Origin of the sequence: Providencia vermicola (assembly GCF_020381325.1) — a bacterium.
In the GTDB taxonomy this organism is placed as follows: domain Bacteria; phylum Pseudomonadota; class Gammaproteobacteria; order Enterobacterales; family Enterobacteriaceae; genus Providencia; species Providencia vermicola.
This window is the reverse complement of sequence record NZ_JAGSPI010000002.1, coordinates 31,388-52,055: the sequence shown is the minus strand read 5'-3', so window position 1 is coordinate 52,055 and position 20,668 is coordinate 31,388. Positions and strand designations below refer to the sequence as shown.

Here is a 20,668-nt window from a genome sequence, read left to right as displayed (position 1 = left end):
AACTTAAAGTTTTTTCGGTACACTAGTAATTATCTGTAGCTATTTGTATTTACTAAGTTAAATTTTTCATTTTCCCTAAGTAAATACCAGTAAAAAAAATCAAAAAAAAGCACCGCGTTTTGGCGGTGCACTATAAAAAATCACTATGGACAGACAGGGTAAATGTACAGGAAGTGAAAAAAACAGTAGCAAAAGCTACAAAGTCTGGTTCAACCAGACAACTTGCAAACACAACATCACAACCACAAAGCCAAAAGTTTCAAAGTAACTAAACTCTGTAACTTTTCGTTCCGGCTTAGGAAGTGCGCATACTATAGGTATTTACTGGCAGATCCTCAAGGGACAAATTATAATGCTTCGGATGAAAAAAACTAATGCATAACGAGATGCCGAGTAGAAGTGATTATGTCTAAAAGATTACCGCCACTGAATGCCCTGAGAGTGTTTGATGCCGCTGCGCGTCATTTAAGTTTTACTAAGGCAGCAGAAGAATTATTTGTCACTCAAGCTGCTGTCAGTCATCAAATGAAAAGTTTGGAAGACTTCCTTGGCTTGAAGTTATTTCGTCGACGTAATCGATCATTACTGTTAACGGAGGAAGGGCAAAGTTATTACCTTGATATTAAAGAAATATTTTCTTCTTTAAATGAAGCAACACGTAAGTTGCAAGCAAGAAGTGCCAAAGGTGCATTAACGGTGAGTTTATCACCCAGTTTTGCTATCCAATGGTTGGTACCTAGGCTTTCGGGGTTTAACCAAGCTTACCCAGGTATTGATGTTCGCATTCAAGCCGTTGATAGAGAAGAAGATAAACTCGCAGATGATGTGGATGTGGCGATTTTTTATGGTCGAGGAAATTGGTCTGGTTTAAGAACTGATAGGCTTTACGCTGAATATTTAATGCCAGTTTGTGCTCCGTCATTAATGACAGGGGAAAACCAACTAAAAAATCCAGAAGATTTAGCAAAACATACACTGCTTCATGATTCTTCTCGAAGAGACTGGCAAGCGTACGTTAAACAGCTAGAGCTACAGAATATAGTGAATGTACAACAAGGGCCGATTTTTAGCCATAGTGCTATGGTGATTCAAGCGGCAGTACATGGACAAGGTGTTGCATTAACCAATAATGTAATGGCAAAGAATGAAATTGACGCAGGGCGTTTGGTTTGTCCCTTTAGCGAGGTGTTAGTTAGTAAAAATGCGTTTTATTTAGTTTGCCAAGAAAGCCAAGCAGATTTAGGCAAAATAGCTGCATTTCGCCAGTGGATCCTTGCGCAAGCAGCGAGTGAACAAGAAAAATTGGGTTTTATTACGGGTGACCAAGATGTGGCGCTTATTCAGTAATCAAGTATTTAAACAAAAGGTGTTACTGTGAATAGTCGTTTGATGTTAATTTTCGCTGGAATTAGTGGCTTTTTTACTGTTGCTTTTGGGGCTATTGGTTCTCATGCGTTATCGTCAATTATGAGTGTCCATCAAATGGACTGGATTGAAACTGGATTGCGTTATCAGATGTTGCATACTATTGCATTAATGGTATTAGGCGCAATTTTATTACGTAAAGTGATCCTATGGTTTTATTGGTCAGGTGTTTTTTTCTCTGTTGGGATACTTCTTTTTAGCGGTAGCCTTTATTGTATGGCCCTATTGCAGGTAAAATACTTTTCTTATTTTACGCCAATAGGGGGAGTTTGTTTCCTGATTGGTTGGTTGTTAGTAGTTATTGGCGCTATGCGTCTAAGGAAATCGGCGTCACGCAATGAGTAATAAGATTGCACTTTATTGTCGACCAGGCTTTGAAAAAGAGTGCGCAGCAGAGATTACGGACAAAGCAGGGCAAAAAGAAATTTATGGTTTTGCCCGTGTAAAAGAAAATAGTGGTTATGTCATTTTTGAGTGCTACCAAGCTGAAGATGCAGACACCCTCGCCCGTACATTGCCTTTTCGCGAGCTAATTTTTGCTCGCCAAATGATTGTGGTTGGTGATTTATTAAAAGACCTGCCACCAGAAGATCGTATCACCCCAATAGTCAATGCACTAAGCCAACAAGTGGTGAGAGCAGGTGATATTCGGGTGGAAGTCGCAGATACCAACGAATCCAAAGAATTGATGAAGTTTTGCCGTAAATTTACGGTGCCTCTACGTAATGCGTTGCGTAAAGAAAAAATCTTACTTCCACTTGAGAATTTCAAAAGACCCGTGATCCACGTGTTTTTTATTGCCCCAGGTTGCTGTTATACGGGGTATTCATATACCAATAATAGCTCAAATTTTTATATGGGGATTCCGCGTTTAAAATTTCCATCAGATGCGCCCAGCCGTTCTACCTTGAAGTTAGAAGAAGCATTTCACGTCTTTATTCCTTATGAAGAGTGGGATGAGCGTCTTGCCAGTGGGATGAAAGCAGTCGATTTAGGCGCTTGCCCAGGTGGCTGGACTTATCAACTAGTGAAACGCAGCATGATGGTTCATGCGGTTGATAATGGCCCGATGGCAGAAAGTTTGATGGATACAGGGCAAGTTACTCATCACCGTGTAGATGGCTTTAAGTTTCAACCTTCATCGCAAAACATCACATGGTTAGTGTGTGATATGGTTGAGAAGCCAGCAAAGGTAGCTGCATTGATGACGGATTGGTTAGCTCAAGGTTGGTGTCGTGAGGCCATATTTAACCTAAAACTGCCAATGAAAAAGCGCTATGAAGAAGTTTCACACATATTAGAAAAGATGCAGGTACAGCTGAAAGAACGGGGTGTAAACGTGCTCATTCAAGCTAAGCAGCTTTATCATGATCGTGAAGAAGTGACTGTGCATGTGATGCGTATTTGGTCAGCAAACCCAATGGCGCGTGAATATTATTAATTTATAAAACCAATAAGAAAGGCCTCTAATTAACTCAGCGGCCTTTTTGTTTTGATCAGTTGCCTATATAACGTAGCTGGTTTAAATTTCCTTGCAGTGCAATATCCGTTCTTAATGTGGCAATATCGCGGCAAATTAATGCAATTTCTTGTTGATTAACTAGCTTTTTTTGCCACTTTTCTTCCAGTTTATCTAAATTCGCAAATAAGTTTTCGATAGAGTGATATTGCTGCAATAGTATTGCCGCACTTTTTGGGCCAATACCTGCGACACCTGGAACTTTGCTGCTACTGATCCCCGCAAGTCCCCAATAATCAGGAAGTTGCTCAGGAGAAACCCCAAATTCCTTTTCGATAAAAGGAATATCTAGCCAACGTTTTTGGAAATAATCGCGAATGCGTAGATTAGGCGAAAGCAACTGACAATAACCTTTATCGGTGGAAACGATGGTAACGGTGTGCCCAGCTCCTGCGATACGCGTTGCTAACGTGGCCGCTAAATCATCAGCCTCATCCCCTGCAGACTGCCAACAATGAATGCCTTTTTCCGTAAATAAAGCCATTAGAGCAGGGAGCTCAGCATGCAAATCTTCAGGCATCGGCGACCGACCTGCTTTGTAATCAGGGAGTTTTTCATGACGCCAGCTTTGATGGCGACCTTCTTCATCAAACACCGCGACAATGTGTGTGGCATCTGTATGAGTGAGCAATTGTGATATCGCAGATAGACAGGTTTCTCCACACGGGCTTCCTTGCACCGCATGGATGCGGCGTATTAAATTTAATGCATCAATAATTAATAAATGGATCATAAATACGCCATTACAGATTTATTTTACGATTTCATAGCAAGGCTCGTATGCAGTACCACCTGGTAATTTCATTCGATGTTGCTCAACAAAGCCTTGGAGTAACACATCCATACGCCTCATGAGATCGCTATCACCGTGAATTTTGAATGGACCATGTTTTTCAATGGCTTTCATACCAAACTCCTTCACATTACCTGCAACGATACCCGAGAACGCACGGCGTAAATCTGAAGCCAACTTTTCAGGTGCTTGCCCTGGATGAAGGTTCAGTGAGGCCATATTTTCATGTGTTGGCTCAAACGGGTGCTGCAAGTCGTGCGCAATTTTAATTGACCAGTTGAAGCTGTATGCATCGCCTGTGCTACGTCGATTCTCTTTTACTTGTGGCATGCTTCTTTTCATCACACGCGCCACTTCTTGAGCATCATCGATAATAATTTGATAGTGTTTGCTCGCATCATCCCCTAAAGTATGTCGGATAAAATCATCGAGGACTTCAAAGTATTCAGCACTTTCTTTTGGGCCCGTTAAAATAAGTGGGAGAACTTGCTCTTTATTGGCAGGATCCATCAAGATGCCCAGCAAATACAGCAACTCTTCAGCGGTACCAACGCCACCAGGGAAGATAATAATACCGTGACCTAAACGGACGAACGCTTCTAACCGTTTTTCGATGTCAGGCATAATAATTAATTCGTTAACTAATGGGTTAGGTGGCTCTGCTGCGATGATTGAAGGTTCGGTTAAGCCAATGAAACGACTATCTTTATACTGTTGTTGGGCATGACCAACAGCCGCACCTTTCATTGGTGCTTCCATCGCACCAGGCCCACAGCCTGTACAGATATTCAGTTCACGTAAACCCAGTTCGTTACCGACTTTACGGCCATATTGATATTCAATTTCATTTATTGAGTGGCCGCCCCAGCAAACTATCATGCTTGGGTCATCATCAATATGTAATGCACGAGCATTGCGTAGGATAGAGAAAATCATATTGGTGATGTGCGTACCATTTTCTGTATCAAAATGGAGTTGCTCTTTAGCTTGGTTTATTTGCGCGTGAACGAATAAAATATCGCGTAAAACTGCAAATAAGTTAGCTTGTAAAGTACGAATAATTTTCCCGTCAACAAATGCTTTTTCTGGCGGCTCAATAAGCTCAAGTTTTACACCACGCTCACGGCGTAATACATTGATATCAAAGTCTTTGCTTTTTTCTAGTAGCTCTTTACTGCTATCAGTAAGGCTTCCAGAATGTAAAACCGCGAGTGAGCAGTTTCTAAATAACTGGTATAAATCGCTACTTGCAGTGCGTTTAAGCATGTCAACTTCAAGTTGCGAGAGTAGATCCATAGATCCTAATGGACTGATATGCGTAATCAAGTAGTACTCCTTTACCCCATGGGTTCTTGATAGGTGAATTGTACCGCAAATGCACTAGTGCATTTACTTTTCAACTGTTTTTCAAGCATTTTTTAACTACATGTGTACTTATTGGCGAGCCAAACGGCCAAGTTCAGGTTCAAAAATTTCATTGCTACGCCATGGGTTAATGTCCAGCCCCCCGCGGCGGGTATAACGCGCGTAAACACTCAATTTTTCGGGTTTACACAGTTGCATAATGTCGTTAAAAATTCGTTCAACACACTGCTCATGAAACTCATTATGATGGCGAAACGAAACTAAATAGCGTAAGAGTGCTTCATGATTGATTTTAGGGCCATGGTAGTGGATTTGTACAGAGCCCCAGTCAGGTTGATTTGTAATCAAACAATTCGATTTTAGCAAATGACTGACTAATGTTTCTTCAACAATCGGTTCTTGAGTACAATTGGCTAGATAGTCACGATTAAACTCGTATTGTTCGATAGTAATGTCTTGCTCATCAATACATAGCCCTTTAAAGGGTAAGATTGGCTGATGAGAAAAAGCTTCTAGCTTATGAAGTGTAACGTCAACTTTGCCATTAGCACAGTGGCTTAAGTCATTTTGCAAAACGCTTCGCACATTTTCCCAAGTTTCAAAGCGAGTTTGATTAAAACTGTTGAGATAGAGCTTAAAACTTTTAGACTCAATCAGGTTGTCACTTGTTGCATCCACACTGATTGAACCAATAGCCACTTGGGGAACGCCACGTTGATTTAGCCAAGAAAGTTCATATAAGGTCCAAATGTCAGCACCATGAAATGGCAGCGAATTTGCATAAATATCCAGCGGATCACGGTTTAAGCTCCTAGGGACGGGCTGTAGTAGCGAGGCATCGTATTGGTCGTGATACGCCGTTTTTTTCCCGAGGGTTAAATTGTCAAGAGCGGGATTGTTCTGGTAGTGTGACATAGTGATCCTTATACTTCATAAACAAAATGAGGCTAAAAGGCGCAATGAGTACATTTTATTCGCCTGCAAACATCTGTCATAATACCATTTATCCATCATATTGACGTCTTTCAATTTAGGCTAGCCGTAAAAATTACGTAATTATGAATACAATACTCTCTCAAGCGTTACAGCGTTTTACTCAAAATTATATTTCAGCGTGGGAACAACAAACGGGGTTACCACCTGCATCTGTTGATTTATATGGTATTCCTTCTCCTTGTGTCGTGAGAACTGGCGAGAACTGGGTTTATTGGGAGCCGCAAGCATTTCCCATTAAGGACGCACATTTAAATAAAGTCGCTACGGCATTGGATATCAGTTTACAAGACGATATTCATCATTTTTATACCACTCAGCTGGCTGGGGACATGAAAGCCACATTTCGTGATATTACCTTAAGTTTGGTACAAGTATGGAATGAAGAGGATTTTATTCGCTTACAAGAAAATTTAATTGGGCATTTAGTCACTCAAAAGCGTTTAAAGTTATCGCCAACTTTGTTTATTGCCACAATAGACTCTGAAATTGAAATAATCTCGCTGTGTAATTTAACAGGGGAGGTGATCTTAGAAAAATTTGGTAGCCAAGAGCGGCGCGTACTTTCACCAAATTTAGCGAGTTTTATTGAAGAGTTACTCCCTATTGTTGAGCCTCAGGAGTAAGTATTTTAGGATGAATGTTGTAAGTCAAAACTTACAATTGGGTTAAGTAATTTCTCAAAGTTATTTGATTTTATTAAAATGATAATTAATTAACTTTTAATTTCATGACGTTACTACCAATAATGGGAACACCGCTTTTTAAAATTAATTTTTGTTTGCTCAGCTAGGTTGTTTCATTAATAGATTTAATACATTCTTATGCCGCTGGACAGGGTAAGTTCGTTTAGCTTTTTATACATCGTAATGTATAAAAAATGAAAAAACAAAGCGATGGACTGCTTAATAGGCAGGAACAACCTATTAAATTGTTTTATTCAACAGGATGTTGAACGACAGGATGTCGTTTTGCAGGATGCATTAAAATCTAAAATGTAATGTTAAGCCAGTCGGCCTGATTTAGGCCGGCTGGCTTTTTTTGTTATTCTAGCTTGTAATCAACGGATTGTTACTTCACTGAGTTCGCACTGAGTGATGCAATAATTTCTTGGCTCATCGCATCACGAAGTGCTTCACGTCGACGAAATTCAGCACGACGTTGGCTTTTCACGGATTCTATATCACGAACTGGCTCTTGTAATGGAAGCTGGTACCAACCATCAGAAGCTAATGTTGCACTACATTCTTGCCAAAAAGTATCATAGCTCGATTTTAAGTGTTGGCTCTTAATATGGCTATTGTTTGAAATGCCTTGGATTGATGTCACTTTGAAATAGGCCGCGACAGCATAAACTGCAGACATTAATAGGTTTTTAGGCCTCATTCCATGCATTTGTTTGGTGATTAGACGAACTTGCTCAACACTTTGGTCGGTTGATGGGCCTTGCAGTGAGCAAACATAGAGTTGCCCTTCAGGCCCAAAAGAAAAACTCATTAAATAGATATCATCACCCGTTTCATTGCGCAGGTGTAAGGTAAGATCGCCTTCTCTTGGGTATTGAGAATAAATCAAGGTGAGCTGTGCAAAATCACCAGATTTCAGCTCAATATTTGCAACAGTTAACCCTTCACGTTTTGCCGAAAACATTTTTTCTACGGCTTCAGGGGTAAAGGTTTTTTCAATTAAATCTAGTGTATAGCTTGCTGTCAGCAATTTTTGCTTTCCACTCCAAGCTTTATGTAGATATTTATTAATTGGGCGCTCAATAAAATGGGGTACTCCGTCAATTTCAGAAGCGAGCTGAGCACTTTGATATGTCTGACACATGCCTTGGTACTGCTGATATTGCACAGAAGGGAGCTTCGCTATGCGAATTTTTCTTTTGAGTTCAACATATTTACCACTGAAGGCCTTCCATGCCTTATTTTCCTTGCGCCACTGCTTTAGTAATCCCATAGATAGACCATTTTATTGTTAATTATTTCGCTAAAATTCAATTAAAAAAACATTTTATTATATCTGTGTACACCCTAACAAAACATCAACGAAACTTATTGAATTATATTTATTTGGAATAAATAAATGCAATAGAAGTAAACCCGCTTGTATATAAGATAGAACAACCCCATTTATCCGACAGAATCATTGGCAAAATTACAGTATATTTCGCAGCATAAAGGCTAAAAGGGTTAAATATGAACACAGAACAACGCATTGTTGAAAAGCTTCGCCATCTCGAAGAGGAAATGAAATTAAAATTATTGTGGCGTGAGCATCCACCTGAACAGGATGCGTTTAAGAGTGTCGAGCCATTTTGCATTGATACGATGGAAGCACTGGAATGGCTACAATGGATCTTAATTCCACGTTTACAAGCGATTATTGACCAAGGTGGCACGTTACCTGCAAATTTTGCTATCGCGCCGTATTTTGAAGAAGCCTATAAGCACGATGAAGAAGAGCAATATGTGGCTATTATCCAGCACTTGCGTGAGCTAGACGGCATTTTTTCAACTGATTCAAACAGGTGATTGATGTTAGAAATCATTTATCAAGATGAATATATGATTGCGGTGAATAAACCCGCAGGTATGTTAGTTCACCGCAGTTGGTTAGATAGCAAAGAAACTGTTTTTGTGATGCAAACATTGCGTGACCAAATTGGCCAATATGTTTATCCCATTCACCGTCTCGATAGACCGACATCGGGTATTTTATTATTTGCGTTATCGAGTGACATTGCGAGGTTGCTAGCTACTCAGTTTGAAAAACATCAGTTAGAGAAAACGTATCATGCCATTGTGCGTGGCTATCTGACTGATGAGCAAACAATTGATTACCCTTTACTGGAAGAGTTAGACAAAATTGCAGACAAACATGCCACCCGGGAGCCTGTGCTACAAGAGTGCATTACCCATTGCCGTCCAATTGCGACGGTGGAATGCCCTGTGGCCATCGGTCGCTATGAAACGGCACGGTTTAGTTTAGTCGAATTAACACCACAAACAGGTCGAAAACATCAGCTCAGGCGGCATATGTCTCACTTACGCCACCCAATTATTGGGGATAGTAAACATGGTGACTTACGCCAAAATCGAGGGGTAACAGAACATTTCTCTGTATCGCGCCTGATGTTGCACGCAAGTCAATTAAATTTAAGTCATCCTATAACAGAAGAAAATATATCGCTGGTTGCACCTTGGGATGCACAATGGATATCACTGATTGAGCAGTTTGGGTGGTCAGCACAAGTCGCTAATTTAAGTATGAAAGTTATTAATCCATCAGTTTAAATAAATTTAGAGGGAGGCGTTATGTCAAAAATAGGTATCTTTGTTGGTACTGTCTATGGCAACTCTTTAGCTGTGGCAGAAATAGCACAAGAAATCTTAGAGGAACGAGGGCATGAAGTGGTTGTTTTTGACGAACCCACTCTGAATGATTGGCAATTATACAATTCAGGAAATGAAATTGCGTTAATCGTGACTTCCTCTACAGGACAAGGTGATTTACCTGACTCTATTGCACCACTTTTTAATGAAATCAATGATGTTGTTGGTTACCAACCTGATTTACGTTATGGGTTAATTGCCTTAGGTGATAGCAGTTATGAAAGTTTTTGTGGTGCTGGGTTGCGTTTTGATGAAGTGCTGACTGAACAATCAGCTACGCGTATTGGTGATATTCTTTTTATTGACGCTATTGAAGTGGATGTTCCAGAAGAGTTTGCAAAACCGTGGGTTGAAGCGTGGAGTGAATTACTGTAAGCACCTGCACCGTGGAATAACCCTTTTCGATACGAATTCAGGTGGTTTCACGGCGCAGTAAATTATTTGGCAGGTCAGTTACTTACGAGTCAGTTTTTCTAAGTCAGCTTCAATTTCTGCAATTTTGTTTGAAACCACATGTTCTAAATGACGTAAGTCATCAAGGATTTTGTGTTTTAAATCAATGTCAGTTTTATCTGTTTGGCAAATTTGATCAAGTTCTTCAATGGCATAGCGAAGGTTGGTGTTAATTTCGTGGATCTCTTTGAAATTATTACCACCATCCGCGATAGTTTTACGTTGGCGTGGGTATTTGAATTTTACACTTTTGGCAAAAAATTCCCCTTTGTCTTTACGGAAGTAAATTTTCAAAATATCGTTATTTGCTTCTTGGCGCAGGGTATAGCGGTCGATATCCTGAGGGTTACTAATGCCTAAACTTTTCAAATTATCGTACATGTTAGCTCGCTTAACTGTAGAGTCAGAGTCGGTGAACAGAATAATCGTGTGAACAGGCCGTAACAATACCAGTTTATTTCTCTTGTACTGTGCTATTGACCTAAAGACGTAAATAACATTAAGCCATTACGTAAATAGCATCATGATAATGAAAAATAAAATAATACAGTTTTATTGATGGTAAACGGCAAAAGCCACGAACATATTATGCGCGATTTCTCGAAATTGACCAACTTCTCTTTGCAATAAAACGGTGAAAAGAAAAAGGAGTTATGGGGAAGATAGGGAAACTTGGCCACCCGAGTTGCATACAGCGTATGCATTTCGGGATAGCTTCGTTTTACCAGATTACTGCTAAGTGATTCAAAAAACAGCAGTAAAAGGTTTAGGAGGAGAAACAGTTAGAAAACTAGTTATTCATCAATAGTTCTTAATAATTCATTGATGCCAACTTTTCCGCGTGTTTTTTCATCCACTTTCTTGACGATGACTGCACAATATAAGCTGTAGTTACCCTCTTTCGACGGTAAATTGCCCGATACAACGACAGACCCAGCAGGAACTCGACCATAAAAAATTTCGCCCGTTTCACGGTCATAAATTTTAGTGCTTTGCCCTAAATAGACACCCATGGAAATCACCGAGCCTTCCTCGACAATGACACCTTCAACAACTTCAGAGCGTGCGCCAATAAAGCAGTTGTCTTCGATAATGGTTGGATTCGCTTGTAATGGTTCTAACACGCCACCAATACCGACACCGCCGGATAAATGCACGTTTTTACCAATTTGCGCGCAAGAGCCTACAGTTGCCCAAGTGTCGACCATTGTTCCTTCATCGACATAGGCTCCAATATTGACATAAGATGGCATAAGTACACTGTTTTTGGCGATATAGGCACCTTTACGAACCGCGGCAGGTGGTACAACGCGAAAACCTTCTTTTTCGAAGCGTGTTTGGTCGTAATCGGCAAATTTCATTGGCACTTTATCGAAATAACGACTTTCAGCACCGTCAATCACTTGGTTGTCTTGGATACGAAATGACAGTAAGACGGCCTTTTTTAACCATTGGTGAGTGACCCAGACACCTGCTATTTTTTCGGCAACACGCAGTTTACCGCTATCTAATAACGCGATAGTGTCCAAAACAGCTTGTTTAACGGAGGCTGAAACCGTGTTTGGTGTGATGTTAGCACGGTCTTCAAATGCGTTTTCAATGATCGCTTGTAAATGCTGCATTGATTGTATTTCCCTCTTGAATAACATAAAAGTGAGCGTTCACCATAAAAATGTGATGAACGTTATATTTTATCCTTCGATTGTAGGGCTTCTGTCAACCTTTCTGATAACGCTTGTTGCATTTTTTTATCGAGTGCTTTGTGTTCTTTATCTGCTAACACAAAGAAATCCTCTACTTTTTCACCAATTGTGGTGATCCTCGCGCCGTATAAAGAAATTTCTAGCTGTGCAAAAATATGACCAATTCTTGCCAGCAAACCTGGCTGGTCTAACGCGAATAATTCCATGTAGGTGCGGCGTTCATTGGTGGAGTGTAAGAAGTTGACCTTGGTAGGAACCGTAAAATGGCGTAATTTAGAGGGCAATGTACGTTGTTTCGGCAGGGAAATTTCAGGTTGCTGTACCGCCAGTAACAACATTTTGCGTATGTGGTCATAACGGTCTTTGGCGAGCGGCGATCCATTTGGCTCAAGTACGACAAAAGTATCCATCGCCATATTGTCTTTGTTGGTGAATATTTGAGCACTGTGAATACTTAAATTGCGACGGTCTAGTTCACTGGCTACGGCGGCAAACAGATGAGATTTATCGTGACACCAGATAAAAATTTCTGTTCCACCATGTTTCGGTTGAGTGCTGATCAGCACTAAAGGCTGAGTTAAATCATGATTTAACAGATTTTTGGCATGCCAAGCGAGCTGTGACGGGGTGTGGCGTAAAAAATAGTCGGCATGGCAGCGTGACCACAGTTTTTGCAGTTTCTCTTCATCAATTGCGAGGGGGCGAAGCAGAGATAACGCTTGATTGCGGTGATGGCGAATGCGCTCCCGTAAATCTGGCGTACTTTGCATGCCTTGGTTGAGCTGATGTTCCGTTGATAGGAAAAGTTCGCGAATTAAGCTCTGCTTCCAGCTGTTCCATAGAGTGCTATTGGTGGCACAAATATCTGCAACCGTTAAACACATCAAATAGTTAAGTCGAGAAACCGATTTTACTTCACCTGCAAATTGCTTGATAACATCAGGGTCTTGAATATCTCGGCGTTGAGCTGTAACTGACATCAATAAGTGGTTTTTAACAAGCCATGCAGTGAGCTCAGCTTCTTTTGCTGATAAATCATGCAGTAGCGCAAAGTCATACACAAAATCAGCGCCTAAATCTGAGTGATCCCCTGAACGACCTTTGGCGATATCATGGAAGATAGCCGCAAGGCGTAAAATTTCAGGCTGCAGCAGTTTAGGGTAAACGCTGACACACAAAGGGTGTTCCCGACGGTTTTCTTCAAGCGTAAAACTATCGATTTTTTGTAAAACACGGATGGTGTGCTCGTCAACGGTATAGGCGTGAAACAAGTCAAACTGCATTTGCCCAACAATGTTGCTCCAAAGCGGCGTATAGGCGCTAAGTACGCTGTGCAGGTGCATGGGGACAAATGCGCCTTTAATTGCTCGCGGGTGGCGAAGAATCTTTAGGAACAACTTGCGTGCTTCAGGGATTTCACACAGTGGCACGCTCAAGTTTCGTCGGGCAAAGCGCAGTAGGCGCAATGTTGTGGAATAGATACCCGTGATGTTTGGATAGCGAGCCATTTGGTAGAACATTTTTAAAATGGCAGCAGGTTGGTTGATAAATAGGTTTTCATCAATGACATCAATTAATGTGCCGCGTAATTGAAATTGTGAATCAATCGGTCGCGGTTTTTCATTTGGCTTAAGGGTTAAAATCGCTTCATCAAATAGCTGTAATAACATTTGATTTAGCTCCCTCACGCGGCGAGTCACACGATAAAAATCTTTCATCATGCGTTCTACAGGCTGATTTTTTTCACCGTCATAGCCTAATAAACGTGCGACGCTAAATTGGCGATCGAACAGTAAACGGTTATCGTGGCGCTTCACCACTAAGTGGAGCGCGAAACGAATTTTCCATAAAAAAGTGAGGCATTCTTTGAGCTCTTGGCGTTCTTCTTCAGTCAAAAAACCAAAACCAACCATCTCATCTACTGTGGTCGCACCAAAATGGCGCCTTCCAACCCAAAGTAAGGTATGAATATCCCGTAGGCCGCCAGGGCTGCTTTTGATGTCGGGTTCTAAATTATAACTAGTACTGTGGTAGCGCTGGTGGCGCTCTTGTTGCTCAGCAATTTTTGCTGCAAAAAAGGTGGCTGATGGCCAAAAGTCATCACTGAAAATGGTTTTTTGTAGCGATAAGAAAAGGGTGATATCACCGCAAATAAGCCGTGATTCGATTAAATTGGTTGCTGTTGTTAAATCGGCATTGCCTGCTTCGATACATTCAGCAAGAGAACGGACGCTATGCCCAATATCAAAGCGCAAGTCCCACAGTAACGTGATAAATTGGCCAATTTTTGTGGCGATATCTTCAGGAAGTGGCTGTTTACTGAGAATTAAAATATCAATATCAGAAAGTGGATGGAGTTCATGTCGACCATACCCCCCGACAGCCACAAGGGACATATTTGCTTGTTTGTCGAATGCGAAAGCCTGCCAAAGCCTTGTCAGCAAAGCATCAAGGTAATCACTACGAATGTGAATTAAATCAACCACATTTTTACCTTGATTAAAGCTGTCTTCAAGCCAACGGTCAAAATCATCAACATGTTGCCTTAAGGTAATGAGGTCAAGGTCGTGGGCAGTGAAGTGGTTTGGTGCAAGATATGTTGCAGAGGATGCCGTCATCTTTATCTTTCCGTATTGATAGCCATAAAGAAACTACGACCAGCTTACGGTTTTTTATGAAAGATGAACAGAGGAAGAACCCCCTTAATTGAGGGTTCTTGGGGAAATTTATTCGTTAACTAAAACCGCAGAAATAAACGGCTCTTCTTCTTTACGCAGTGTAAGGATCTCACAGCCATTGTCGGTGACAACTAAGGTGTGCTCATATTGTGCAGACCAGCCGCGATCTTTAGTTTTTACCGTCCAGCCATCTTTCATCGTGCGAATACGGTGGTCGCCTGTATTAACCATAGGTTCGATGGTGAATGCCATGCCTTTTTGCAGAATAACGCCACTGTCATCTGCATCATAATGCAGCACTTGTGGCTCTTCATGGAAACCTTCGCCAATACCGTGACCACAATATTCACGAACAACGGAGAAACTTTGTTTTTCAACGAATTCTTGAATCGCTTTACCGATGGTACGTAGGCGAATGCCAGGCTTAACCATACGAATGGCTAAATATAGGCTTTCTTGGGTGACTTGGCACAGGCGTTCGCCTTGAATAGTTGGTTTTCCAACAATAAACATCATTGAAGTATCGCCGTGAAAGCCATCTTTAATCACAGTGACATCGATATTCACGATATCACCGTCTTTTAGGATTTTTTCATCGCTTGGAATACCGTGGCAGATAACATCATTAACGGAAATACAAACGGATTTTGGAAAACCATGGTAGTTCAGGCATGCTGGAATAGCTTGTTGTGTATCAACAATGTGTTGATGGCAAAGTCTGTCCAGCTCACCCGTGCTAACACCGGGTACCACATGCGGTGCGATCATTTCTAATACTTCGGCAGCTAAGCGGCCAGCAACACGCATTTTCTGAATATCTTCTTCAGTTTTGATAATAATAGCCATGAGTTCAGTCCATTCATGCCAGCAATGATTGATGACATGTTAAAAAATGAGAGGTTGAAAATGGGTTTTTGAGACCATTTTTTAGCATTAATAACACTTATGGTAACAGCCACCGCATTTTCTGCCAACTAGCTATCGAAAGGTTCGAGAGTTGAAGTTGCTATTAGAATAAGGTAACAGACGCGAGCGGCTTGTTCATTTTGAGCTTTTAACCGCACAAAATGCAAAAAAAAGTCCGTAAGTGAATGAGTATCCACTATAAAAATAGGGCTTTTTCATCCCATCAAAAAAGGTCTATAATTAATCCAATACGGATCACGTATTAGATAGGCGAAATGCGAACCATAAAATCCATTTTTCACGCATTTTTATGTGTGAAAAAATCAACAAAAGTTGGCTTCTAAGTTGGTTTTATGGTATAAAGCGCGCCGGCAATCCATATTATTTCTTCTCGTCTTCATTGAAATGTCAATTTATGGCAGCAAAATGAGGTTTCCTGAAAAGGGAATTGGATTTGCGAAACTTAAACTCAATTGTGTATAACACACACGAATCGACACGTGCGCCGGGGTGCTCTTATGCGTTTAGACGCAGCTATAGAGTCGGTAGTATGGGATTCGTGGAGGCATAACCCCAATTACTTAAATACAGAGGTATTAAATGGCAACTGTTTCCATGCGCGATATGTTACAAGCGGGCGTTCACTTTGGTCACCAGACTCGTTACTGGAACCCAAAAATGAAACCTTTCATTTTCGGCGCGCGTAATAAAGTTCATATCATCAACCTGGAAAAAACTGTTCCAATGTTCAACGAAGCTCTGGCTGAGTTGACTAAAATTGCTTCTCGTAAAGGCAAAATTCTGTTTGTTGGTACTAAACGTGCTGCAAGCGAAGCCGTTCAAGAAGCTGCTAACAGCTGTGACCAATATTTCGTTAACCACCGTTGGTTAGGCGGAATGTTGACTAACTGGAAAACTGTTCGTCAGTCAATCAAACGTCTGAAAGATTTAGAAGTTCAATCACAAGACGGTACTTTCGACAAACTGACCAAGAAAGAAGCGCTGATGCGTACTCGTGAACTTGGTAAGTTAGAAAACAGCTTAGGCGGTATCAAAGATATGGGCGGTTTACCTGACGCTCTGTTCGTTATCGATGCAGACCACGAACACATTGCTATCAAAGAAGCAAACAACCTGGGTATCCCAGTATTTGCTATCGTTGATACTAACTCTGATCCAGATGGTATTGATTTCATTATCCCTGGTAACGACGATGCAATCCGTGCAATCAAACTGTATCTGGGCGCTGTAGCAAGCACCGTTCGTGAAGGTCGTTCGCAAGATCTGGCTGTTCAAGCAGAAGAAAGCTTAGTAGAAGCTGAATAATAAGGTTCTAACCTTATTAACAGGTATTGCTATACAGGTACTGCTATATGTTAGAAGGGGCCTGATTTAGGCCCCTTTTATATATGAATCAGAACTATCCACGTGGGGAAGACTCTCACGGGGAATATCGAGGAATAAATCACATGTCTGGAATTACCGCTGCATTGGTAAAAGAACTGCGCGAACGTACTGGCGCAGGTATGATGGAATGTAAAAAAGCACTTGTTGAAGCTAATGGCGACATCGAATTAGCGATTGATAACATGCGTAAATCAGGTCAAGCAAAAGCGGCTAAAAAAGCAGGCCGTGTTGCAGCTGAAGGTGTTATCCTGACTGAAGTTTTCAACGATGGTAAAACAGGTGCTCTGGTTGAGCTGAACTGTGAAACTGACTTCGTTGCTAAAGACGCAGGTTTCTTAGCATTCGGTAAAGAAGTTTTAGCTTCTGTTGTTGCTGATAAAAATGCTGACATCGACGCGCTGAAAGCAAAATTCGAAGAAGCTCGTACAACATTAGTTGCGAAAATTGGTGAAAACATCAATATTCGTCGCGTTGCTATTCTGGAAGGCGCACAAGTAGGTAGCTACCTGCACGGTGCTCGTATTGGTGTTTTAGTCGCTGGCGAAGGCGCAGACGAAGAATTACTGAAACACATCGCTATGCACATCGCTGCAAGCAAACCTGAATATGTGACTCCAGACAACGTTCCAGCTGATGTTGTTGCTCACGAGCACCAAATTCAGTTAGACATCGCAATGCAATCAGGTAAACCACGCGAAATCGCTGAAAAAATGGTTATCGGTCGCATGAACAAATTCACTGGCGAAATCTCTTTGACTGGCCAACCTTTCGTTATGGATCCAAGCAAATCTGTTGGTGACTTACTGAAAGAGAAAGGTGCTACTGTTTCTGGTTTCCTTCGTTTCGAAGTTGGTGAAGGTATCGAGAAAGTTGAAACTGACTTTGCAGCAGAAGTTGCTGCGATGAGCAAGTAATCAACTAAGGGCCGCCAATTGGCGGCTCTGTTTTATTCACGTTTCTTTCAAGTAAACAAACATGAGTTAGCGGGTATGAGAGACCATCAACGTTATCTTTTGGCTTGAAATATTACGTGGGTAATTAAGGTTTAAAAATCTATTCAAATTTAGGTATGTAGAACCTGCGTGTTCTGCGTATGTTACCACAATAAATAATCTGTTAGGACAGAACACCATGGCTACCAATGCAAAACCCGTTTATCAGCGTATTCTGCTTAAATTAAGTGGCGAAGCCTTACAAGGCGCAGAAGGTTTTGGTATCGATGCTAGCGTTTTAGATCGTATGGCTCAGGAAATCAAAGAACTCATAGAACTGGGTATACAGGTCGGTGTGGTTATTGGCGGTGGTAACCTGTTTCGTGGTGCTGGTTTGGCACAAGCTGGTATGAACCGTGTTGTCGGCGACCACATGGGTATGTTAGCCACGGTGATGAACGGACTCGCTATGCGCGATGCTTTGCACCGTGCTTATGTGAATGCAAGACTGATGTCTGCTATTCCATTAAACGGCGTCTGTGATAATTACAGCTGGGCGGAAGCCATCAGCTTGCTACGTCACGGCCGTGTTGTTATTTTTTCTGCGGGAACAGGTAATCCATTCTTTACAACAGACTCTGCAGCGTGTTTACGCGGTATTGAAATTGAAGCGGATGTTGTGTTAAAAGCCACAAAAGTTGATGGTGTCTATTCAGCTGATCCAGCAAAAGACCCTGATGCCGTATTATATGAAAACCTGAATTATCAAGAGGTTTTGGAACGTGAATTAAAAGTGATGGACTTAGCTGCCTTCACATTAGCTCGCGATCATAACTTACCAATTCGTGTTTTCAATATGAATAAACCAGGTGCATTACGCCGTGTTGTCATGGGCGAAAACGAAGGTACTCTGATTTCTCACAACTAATACTCAGAGACACAGCCTGAGTTTAAATGTATTATCTAAGATAAATTCAGACAATTTAAGCGAGGTCGCATTGCGGCCTTTAATAATCAGTTCTTAAGGGTTGAAAACGTGATTAACGAAATCCAAAAAGATGCTCAAGACCGTATGGAAAAGAGCCTTGAAGCATTCAAAAACCAAATCAGCAAAGTTCGTACAGGCCGTGCATCTCCAAGTTTATTAGATGGTATCACTGTTGAATATTATGGCTCAGCGACACCATTGCGCCAATTAGCTAACGTGACAGTTGAAGATTCACGTACATTAGCTATTTCTGTTTTTGACCGTAGCATGTCACCTGCGATTGAAAAAGCGATTATGGCGTCTGATTTAGGCTTGAATCCATCTTCCGCTGGTACCGTTATCCGTGTTCCACTTCCTCCGTTAACGGAAGAACGTCGTAAAGACTTAATTAAAGTGGTTCGTGGTGAAGCGGAACAAGGTCGTATCGCTGTTCGTAACGTGCGTCGTGACGCTAATGACAAAGTAAAAGCGCTGCTAAAAGATAAAGAAATCAGTGAAGATGATGAGCGTCGTTCACAAGATGACATTCAAAAGCTGACTGATAACTACATCAAGAAAGTGGATGAATCACTAGCGCAAAAAGAAGCAGAGTTGATGGAGTTTTAATCCATCTTGGTAGTAAAGCCACCAACGTAAGCTCGAAAAGTGTGCGTTAGCGTGGCTTTATTATTTTTCGTACCCATTAAAAAATCCTTTCTTATCACTAAGCTGATATAATCTCAGTATTGAATTAATACAGAGTATCTGATCACTATGAAACGTCTGACAGTCCTGGGTTCAACAGGTTCAATTGGTACTAATACACTTTCTGTTGTTCGTCAAAATCCTGAAAAATTCCAAGTTCTTGCCCTTGTTGCAGGTAAAAATGTTGCCGAAATGGCCAAGCAGTGTCTTGAGTTTAATCCGAAATATGCCGCCATGGCGGATGAGTCATCGGCTAAGGCGTTACGGGCAATTTTATCTGAGAATAATAACAAAACAGAAGTGTTGTCGGGCAAAAAAGCGGCAATTGACCTTGCAGGCCTTGATGAGGCAGACCAAGTGATGTCAGCAATTACGGGTGTTGCTGGGTTATTACCCACTTTGGCAGCGATCCGCAAAGGTAAAAGAATATTATTAGCGAATAAAGAGTCTTTAATTACCAGTGGCCGTTTATTCTTTAATGAGATTCGTCAACATAATGCCTCAGTCTTTCCAATTGATAGTGAACATAATGCTATCTTCCAAAGTTTACCTGAAATTATTCAGCTTAACTTAGGTTTTGCTGATTTAACGGCTTCAGGTATTTCCAGTATTGTTTTAACAGGCTCAGGTGGCCCATTTAGAGATACGCCACTATCGCACTTTGATAACGTGACGCCAGATGAAGCGTGTAATCACCCGAATTGGTCGATGGGACGTAAAATTTCAGTTGATTCAGCGACTATGATGAATAAAGGGCTAGAATATATTGAAGCCTGTTATTTCTTCAATGCAAATGCTGAACAGATGGAAGTGATTATTCACCCACAATCGGTGATCCACTCAATGGTGAGATACCGAGATGGTAGTGTCATCGCACAGCTTGGTACCCCTGATATGCGCACCCCAATTTCGTATAGCATGGCTTACCCGCAGCGTATTATGTCAGGTGCAAAACCGCTTGATTTCGCTAGCCTTTCATCATTAACATTTGTGCAACCTGATTATCAGCGCTACCCTTGTTTGAAACTTGCTATTGATGCGTGTCATCAAGGGCAAGCAGCGACAACAGCACTAAATGGGGCAAATGAAATGACGGTAGCGGCGTTCCTTGAAGGGAAAATTCGTTTTACAGATATCGCGAAAATTAATCACAAAATATTAGAAAACCAAGTTTTTTCTGAACCTGTTTCTATTGAAGAGGTCTTAGAAATCGATGAATGTGCACGTCGTGATGCGATAAAAATAATCGCTCAGACAGTTTAAGCTTGGTATGTGATTTATTTAGTTGCTGATAACCATAATTTATCTTTAATATGTGATGCGTTTAAAAAAAGAAAGATAACCTAGTATTTAGCAGAGAATTAAGGATGTGTCTTATCAGCAAACTTAATAATAGTGGTTATTATTGAGTGGTATTCTCAAAGCGG

At 41.2% G+C, this 20,668-nt stretch carries 20 protein-coding genes; 12 read left to right on the top strand and 8 right to left on the bottom strand.

Annotated elements, in window-relative coordinates; translation table 11 throughout:
• The first annotated feature begins 405 nt into the window (after positions 1-405).
• From KDJ85_RS02825 to rlmM, 3 genes are read left to right on the top strand one after another with little or no spacing between them, the layout of a single operon-like run.
• Positions 406-1,347 carry a transcriptional regulator GcvA gene (locus KDJ85_RS02825; protein WP_206083734.1) on the top strand — a complete coding sequence of 314 codons (942 nt, stop codon included), beginning with the start codon at positions 406-408 and terminating at the stop codon, positions 1,345-1,347.
• Between the two features lie 27 nt (positions 1,348-1,374).
• Positions 1,375-1,770, top strand: a complete 396-nt coding sequence (locus tag KDJ85_RS02820; RefSeq protein WP_206083735.1) for a DUF423 domain-containing protein — start codon at positions 1,375-1,377, stop codon at positions 1,768-1,770.
• Complete coding sequence (gene rlmM, locus KDJ85_RS02815) at positions 1,763-2,866, top strand: 23S rRNA (cytidine(2498)-2'-O)-methyltransferase RlmM (protein WP_225818392.1); 1,104 nt, start codon at positions 1,763-1,765, stop codon at positions 2,864-2,866. The genes KDJ85_RS02820 and rlmM overlap by 8 nt, the downstream gene beginning before the upstream one ends.
• A 55-nt stretch (positions 2,867-2,921) precedes the next feature.
• Here rlmM and xni read toward each other — a convergent pair whose 3' ends face one another.
• The 3 genes from xni to queF form a co-directional block, all read right to left on the bottom strand.
• Positions 2,922-3,677: a flap endonuclease Xni gene (gene xni / locus KDJ85_RS02810; protein WP_225818391.1), complete on the bottom strand. Its 756-nt coding sequence runs from the start codon at positions 3,675-3,677 to the stop codon at positions 2,922-2,924.
• An 18-nt stretch (positions 3,678-3,695) separates the two neighbouring features.
• The gene (gene ppnN / locus KDJ85_RS02805; protein WP_225818390.1) at positions 3,696-5,063 is read right to left on the bottom strand and encodes a nucleotide 5'-monophosphate nucleosidase PpnN; all 1,368 of its coding nucleotides are present in this window, start codon (positions 5,061-5,063) and stop codon (positions 3,696-3,698) included.
• Positions 5,064-5,171: 108 nt separating this feature from the next.
• Positions 5,172-6,017 (bottom strand): NADPH-dependent 7-cyano-7-deazaguanine reductase QueF, encoded by an 846-nt coding sequence (queF, locus tag KDJ85_RS02800; protein ID WP_225818389.1) that lies wholly within the window; start codon positions 6,015-6,017, stop codon positions 5,172-5,174.
• A gap of 143 nt (positions 6,018-6,160) precedes the next feature.
• Here queF and syd point away from each other — a divergent pair, with 143 nt between their 5' ends.
• Positions 6,161-6,721 (top strand): SecY-interacting protein, encoded by a 561-nt coding sequence (syd, locus tag KDJ85_RS02795; protein WP_225818388.1) that lies wholly within the window; start codon positions 6,161-6,163, stop codon positions 6,719-6,721.
• A 445-nt stretch (positions 6,722-7,166) separates the two neighbouring features.
• Here the strand turns inward: syd and KDJ85_RS02790 are convergent, their stop codons facing one another.
• Complete coding sequence (locus tag KDJ85_RS02790; RefSeq protein ID WP_225818387.1) at positions 7,167-8,054, bottom strand: DUF535 family protein; 888 nt, start codon at positions 8,052-8,054, stop codon at positions 7,167-7,169.
• Positions 8,055-8,293: 239 nt separating this feature from the next.
• Here KDJ85_RS02790 and KDJ85_RS02785 point away from each other — a divergent pair, with 239 nt between their 5' ends.
• Genes KDJ85_RS02785 through KDJ85_RS02775 form a run of 3 tightly spaced genes read left to right on the top strand, consistent with a single transcriptional unit; the run spans position 8,294 to position 9,865 of the window.
• Complete coding sequence (locus tag KDJ85_RS02785; RefSeq protein ID WP_225818386.1) at positions 8,294-8,629, top strand: YqcC family protein; 336 nt, start codon at positions 8,294-8,296, stop codon at positions 8,627-8,629.
• Between the two features lie 3 nt (positions 8,630-8,632).
• Positions 8,633-9,391, top strand: a complete 759-nt coding sequence (gene truC, locus KDJ85_RS02780) for a tRNA pseudouridine(65) synthase TruC (protein WP_225818385.1) — start codon at positions 8,633-8,635, stop codon at positions 9,389-9,391.
• A gap of 21 nt (positions 9,392-9,412) precedes the next feature.
• Positions 9,413-9,865: a flavodoxin gene (locus KDJ85_RS02775; RefSeq protein WP_047755915.1), complete on the top strand. Its 453-nt coding sequence runs from the start codon at positions 9,413-9,415 to the stop codon at positions 9,863-9,865.
• Positions 9,866-9,943: 78 nt separating this feature from the next.
• Here the strand turns inward: KDJ85_RS02775 and KDJ85_RS02770 are convergent, their stop codons facing one another.
• The 4 genes from KDJ85_RS02770 to map all read right to left on the bottom strand — a co-directional run bounded on the left by KDJ85_RS02770 (position 9,944) and on the right by map (position 15,170).
• Positions 9,944-10,324 carry a DUF3461 family protein gene (locus KDJ85_RS02770; protein WP_047755916.1) on the bottom strand — a complete coding sequence of 127 codons (381 nt, stop codon included), beginning with the start codon at positions 10,322-10,324 and terminating at the stop codon, positions 9,944-9,946.
• A 413-nt stretch (positions 10,325-10,737) separates the two neighbouring features.
• Positions 10,738-11,565 (bottom strand): 2,3,4,5-tetrahydropyridine-2,6-dicarboxylate N-succinyltransferase, encoded by an 828-nt coding sequence (dapD, locus tag KDJ85_RS02765; protein WP_225818384.1) that lies wholly within the window; start codon positions 11,563-11,565, stop codon positions 10,738-10,740.
• Between the two features lie 62 nt (positions 11,566-11,627).
• On the bottom strand, positions 11,628-14,264 hold the full coding sequence (gene glnD / locus KDJ85_RS02760) for a bifunctional uridylyltransferase/uridylyl-removing protein GlnD (RefSeq protein ID WP_225818383.1): 2,637 nt from the start codon (positions 14,262-14,264) through the stop codon (positions 11,628-11,630).
• 108 nt (positions 14,265-14,372) lie between these two features.
• Positions 14,373-15,170, bottom strand: coding sequence for a type I methionyl aminopeptidase (gene map / locus KDJ85_RS02755; RefSeq protein WP_225818382.1), 798 nt, complete (start codon positions 15,168-15,170; stop codon positions 14,373-14,375).
• A 660-nt stretch (positions 15,171-15,830) separates the two neighbouring features.
• Between map and rpsB the strand changes: the two genes are divergently transcribed.
• The 5 genes from rpsB to ispC all read left to right on the top strand — a co-directional run bounded on the left by rpsB (position 15,831) and on the right by ispC (position 20,504).
• Positions 15,831-16,556, top strand: a complete 726-nt coding sequence (gene rpsB / locus KDJ85_RS02750) for a 30S ribosomal protein S2 (protein WP_102139937.1) — start codon at positions 15,831-15,833, stop codon at positions 16,554-16,556.
• A 143-nt stretch (positions 16,557-16,699) separates the two neighbouring features.
• Entirely contained in the window at positions 16,700-17,551 is an 852-nt protein-coding gene (gene tsf / locus KDJ85_RS02745; RefSeq protein WP_206083747.1) for a translation elongation factor Ts, read from the top strand.
• Between the two features lie 217 nt (positions 17,552-17,768).
• Complete coding sequence (gene pyrH, locus KDJ85_RS02740) at positions 17,769-18,497, top strand: UMP kinase (RefSeq protein ID WP_206083748.1); 729 nt, start codon at positions 17,769-17,771, stop codon at positions 18,495-18,497.
• A gap of 108 nt (positions 18,498-18,605) precedes the next feature.
• Positions 18,606-19,163 (top strand): ribosome recycling factor, encoded by a 558-nt coding sequence (gene frr, locus KDJ85_RS02735; protein ID WP_125890289.1) that lies wholly within the window; start codon positions 18,606-18,608, stop codon positions 19,161-19,163.
• 147 nt (positions 19,164-19,310) lie between these two features.
• Positions 19,311-20,504 carry a 1-deoxy-D-xylulose-5-phosphate reductoisomerase gene (gene ispC, locus KDJ85_RS02730; RefSeq protein ID WP_225818381.1) on the top strand — a complete coding sequence of 398 codons (1,194 nt, stop codon included), beginning with the start codon at positions 19,311-19,313 and terminating at the stop codon, positions 20,502-20,504.
• Positions 20,505-20,668 lie beyond the last annotated feature (164 nt).